We start from the raw sequence: 3,997 nt of genomic DNA, 5'->3' as shown, positions 1-3,997 counted from the left end.
TTGCCTCGTCCAACGGCTTCTTTGCCATGGCGCGTATCTCCATTCAATCCGTTAGAGATATAACGCGCCAGCATCGAATCGGTTGTCATGTTTTATGGGAAACTCAATAGTAGAGAAATACAATGTGGAATCACATGGCGCACGGCTTCCCGCTGGCGGTGGAGAGTACGCTTTGCAAGAAGGATTCGGTTGGACTAACGGGGTGTTATTGGTGTTGCTGGCGATGTACCCAGGATCAAATATGGCGAATTCGGGGTTGCCAAAATCTGACGAAATTCCAGGATCGACTCTCACTCATTCGAGCGGTTCCAAAGTTCGGGAAAGGGAAGGCGAGATAGGTATCGAGAGCTTGTTGTAGCAAACGCGACAAAGTTGTTTGATACGACCGAAATTGCTCAACAAGGTGTCCCGTCCGATACAGCATGCGGCTATAGCAACGCGCGGTCTTCCGGTTAGAACGTGGCGAGGATTGCAGACGTCACAGGCATAGCCCAGATGTCTTGCACAAAGACGATAAAGTTGCAGCCCCGGTCACGATGACCGCCCGCCGTACGCAAATGCTCCGCCAGCTCTTTCGCGCAAAAAAGGGGACGTCTCTGCGTCATCGACAGCCAGGTTTCGAGTGCAGCACAGGCAGTGCAGCGATATCGAGCCCTAGTTGTTCGACTGAACCAGAACACGACGCGATGTCCATCTTCGTGTCAGCCGCAGGCGTCGCCGCGGCGAACGTATTCGACCTTAGCCGCGGTCCGCCACCACGGTCCCTGTAAGCGGTGCGCATGCCCAATTTCACTTCAGTCATGCAGGATGCCCGGCCTTACGCGCGGCACGCTTCTCGGACAACGTAAGCGCAAGTCTTCACTTCCGGCTATCGATCACTCAAGTCGGGCCCATTGGCTTGATCTCCGTGGCTCTGGTTATAGTCTTTTCCTCCGTAGAAAATGTCCGCGTCGGCGGTGCTCGCATTCATGCACTCCTGCATCAATGCCTTCTCCGCATCATCCCTGCATTGAGTGAGCATAACCTCCCTCTCGGCGGCGTGATCCCGATACCAGCTTCGGGTATGCGCCTCTTCCCGTTGATTGCACGCGCAGAGCAACGCCGCGGTCATAAGCACGGGCCATCTATTCATATTCACCCTGCCACATTCATTGCCCATAAGGCTTGAGGCCTCGTTGGATTCGTCGTCAGATGCTGTAACCCTTCGGAGCGATTACGCATTGCTGCTCTCGGGAACGCGTCAATCCAACCCTTTATACGTGCATCTTTCCTTACTTCGTTAGCCGTAGTTTGTCGAGGTCGCGCAACGCGTTGAACATATAACGCCGAATTGCACCAGAACTGTCGAGAACATTCTGAACCACCAAACAAGCGGTAACCCCTCTTCATTCAGGGTCGCGCGAACTCATGTAAGCGCCCTCTTCGGACTGCGAAAAATCACCGGTTCCGACGCGACCGGTCGCACCTGGTTCACCAGCTCCAATGGGCGGCGGAGAGGCACGTGAGCTTTCACTGAGTTGCCTAGCGTGGGTCGAGTTGAGGGAAGTCTCGGCTCGAAGATCAAGGCTGTCCTCGCTTTCATCGGAAGCAATGTGGGCGTTTGAACTGTTCGGAGCAACGAGCAGTGCCGGTACTTTTAATCTGGCTACCGCCACCACGCGCGCGACATAACCATTTACAAAGCCCCTGCGTTGCGAGCCCGTGTTGTAACAGGAGATAGCTCGCCGCAATGCTGCTTGCCCTTCCCCAACGACCTGAACCGCACGCGTGTAGCAGTCGTCCAGTATTTGTGCGACCGCCCTTAGATTCGTGCATCCGTCCAACAACTGTACTCCCGACAGCCCAAGTCGACGAAAATTGCCTGAATTGACCTGCCCGTAGCCGACGTCATAGTTCAGACCATTCTTGTCGAGCCACTGAATCGCCTCGCGTGCTTCCCGCATGGTCGCAGGCTGGCGTGGCAACCTATGGTCACCGTTGACATGAATCGCCAGCGGGTTGTTCCGGGATTCGACGCTAACGAGATACGCTATTGTCAGTGGGTGCACATCCTCAGCGCATTCACGGGACAGCGCGATCACATATCGCGAGACGCCCTCAACAGCCTGCGCAGTGGCGGGAAAGGTAATTAACAACAGTAGTATTATGCGTAGTATCACGAGCACATCAAATGATAGATTTTTATTTCAAATAGTTATCTCAACCGCAAACTTGCTAACATCTAAAAAACTAAAGTTGTTGTCGCCCCAGAATGTCGCCCCCCTACAATTCACCACTCCATTACGAAAACGCAACTTCCGCTCTCGCGACCGTTCGGTACACGCGCAAAATTGTCGATGTGCATCCTGAAGAGCCACGGAGTGCTACCGCAACGCCCGAGAAAAGACCATGCGGAAAAAAGTGCGTTTATTGTCATCGCAACCCAATGCAGTGAAGACATTCTAACTTCGCTATCTTCACCAGCGATCGATCGCTTTTCGTTTCCTCTTCTTTTTTTTCGCGTATCCTTTTGCTGGTTATATCGTCAGCACTATTCAGTAAATTCGCCATCTTCGGTGGAATCCCAACCTGGAACTGCAAATCGCAATCGGAATATCTCTTTGTGCTTGATCGCAATCGCGACGGTCATGCTATGTTCAGGCGCGTACGGGCGCTGGTTACCGGCGGTATGCTGTTAGAGCGAACCGGCCCTGCACAACAACGCCGCGCCTCGTGCGGCAAGGGAGCTATGATGTTGATCCCGTGAGAACTCCCGGGAATTAAGATAATGGCTGCAAGAGCCTGAGAGAAATCGAGGCAGGATGTCGCCGCCCTTTAAGGCACCTTATGGCGGAGAGGATGTCAAATTATCGAAAGCTCGCTCCAGCCCAGACAAGCTGCATCGCACTTGAGCCTTTCGCACGGCAGTTCGTTGCCCAGCAGGAGCCGCCTGATCCGGAATTTTACTGTTGCAGGTGGCATCCGGCCCCGCGCCCAAGGGACACCTGCCTGCTTCAGAAGCGTCACCTTGCCGCCAGAGACGCCCGGTGCCGGGATGAGGTCTGGCAGGCAATTGTGCATTTCATGAGCACTCGCCAGCAAAACAGCGTCGACACAGCATCATCGGTAACCGATTCATGGGCCACTATCGCACAAAGTGCAATATCCGCTTACAGTAGGCGTAAATTTCTGATACGACCAATTTGGGGCGAACGTTGCATAATAAGATTGGCGATAAATTCCGGCAGCAGCGCGCGCGGGATATTTGCGGGCACGTCAACAATCAGCTGTGACGGCACCTTGACGACGAACTCGTTGGGATTAGCTGAAAGGCTGTGTTCGTAGGAAACGCGATAGTCCATTGCGCGGTTTGACGATCGAATGTGAGGACATCATGATATAGCTTATACGTGCCTTGTGCGCTCTCACAATTAGCATTCAGCTTCGGCACACGCAGTATCCGTCATGGCCACGATTTGCTCGCCGCGTTTGGAATGCGAACCGCGCAGGCTGGTGCGGCTTGATGGTCGTGGTTGCGATCGTCCCCGCGCGCCTGTCGGCAAGCCATGGCGCCGTTTCCAGTCGGCGTTAGCCGCAGTCGCACGTCAAATCTTTCGGGACACTTGGCTACAGAGTTTGCCGGCATCGGTCGATGCATGTTCGTGGCCTTGACTGCTAGTGTCAGCCAGCGGCCACTTAGTCGTGTCAAGTAGCACATTAGACACAGTCTCGACACTGTTCTTTGCCAGAATCGACTTAGTACTACAGCCGTAACCAATCAATGTCTATAATCAAAATGAGTGCGCCTCTATAGGCAAAAATGGGAGCGGTCGCGAAGGCTTGGGAGCATGAGCTGGAAGCGTTGCACGGGCGTCTGGCGAGCCATGTTTGTACTTGAGTGAACCATTCAACCTTGCGCCGTCGTTTAGTGCCGCTTTTACACCGGCGCTAACACTCCTGCAAGCCTACTCCAGGGGCCCGCCCTCATCTTCAATAAAGCATCGCTCACGCAACCGCT

4 protein-coding genes are annotated in these 3,997 nt (G+C 54.0%); 1 reads left to right on the top strand and 3 read right to left on the bottom strand.

Annotation, left to right across the window (positions count from 1 at the left end):
* Positions 1-94 precede the first annotated feature (94 nt).
* On the top strand, positions 95-358 hold the full coding sequence (locus HV796_RS40585) for a trehalase family glycosidase (RefSeq protein ID WP_175233326.1): 264 nt from the start codon (positions 95-97) through the stop codon (positions 356-358).
* A 510-nt stretch (positions 359-868) separates the two neighbouring features.
* Here HV796_RS40585 and HV796_RS40580 read toward each other — a convergent pair.
* The 3 genes from HV796_RS40580 to HV796_RS40570 all read right to left on the bottom strand — a co-directional run bounded on the left by HV796_RS40580 (position 869) and on the right by HV796_RS40570 (position 3,341).
* On the bottom strand, positions 869-1,111 hold the full coding sequence (locus tag HV796_RS40580; protein WP_246356352.1) for an EexN family lipoprotein: 243 nt from the start codon (positions 1,109-1,111) through the stop codon (positions 869-871).
* A 274-nt stretch (positions 1,112-1,385) separates the two neighbouring features.
* Complete coding sequence (locus HV796_RS40575; protein ID WP_175233324.1) at positions 1,386-2,135, bottom strand: lytic transglycosylase domain-containing protein; 750 nt, start codon at positions 2,133-2,135, stop codon at positions 1,386-1,388.
* Between the two features lie 1,014 nt (positions 2,136-3,149).
* Positions 3,150-3,341 carry a hypothetical protein gene (locus HV796_RS40570; protein ID WP_175233323.1) on the bottom strand — a complete coding sequence of 64 codons (192 nt, stop codon included), beginning with the start codon at positions 3,339-3,341 and terminating at the stop codon, positions 3,150-3,152.
* Positions 3,342-3,997 lie beyond the last annotated feature (656 nt).

The organism is Paraburkholderia humisilvae, assembly GCF_902859855.1.
Classification (GTDB): Bacteria; Pseudomonadota; Gammaproteobacteria; order Burkholderiales; family Burkholderiaceae; genus Paraburkholderia; species Paraburkholderia humisilvae.
Note: the sequence above shows the minus strand (reverse complement) of the source record. Positions and strands in the feature narration are given on the sequence as shown.

What these genes read in the sequence shown, in the direction of transcription:
- HV796_RS40585 (WP_175233326.1), top strand. Translation starts at nt 95, where the DNA reads ATGGGAAACTCAATAGTAGAGAAATACAATGTGGAATCACATGGCGCA.
- HV796_RS40580 (WP_246356352.1), bottom strand. Translation starts at nt 1,111, where the DNA reads ATGACCGCGGCGTTGCTCTGCGCGTGCAATCAACGGGAAGAGGCGCAT.
- HV796_RS40570 (WP_175233323.1), bottom strand. Translation starts at nt 3,341, where the DNA reads ATGGACTATCGCGTTTCCTACGAACACAGCCTTTCAGCTAATCCCAAC.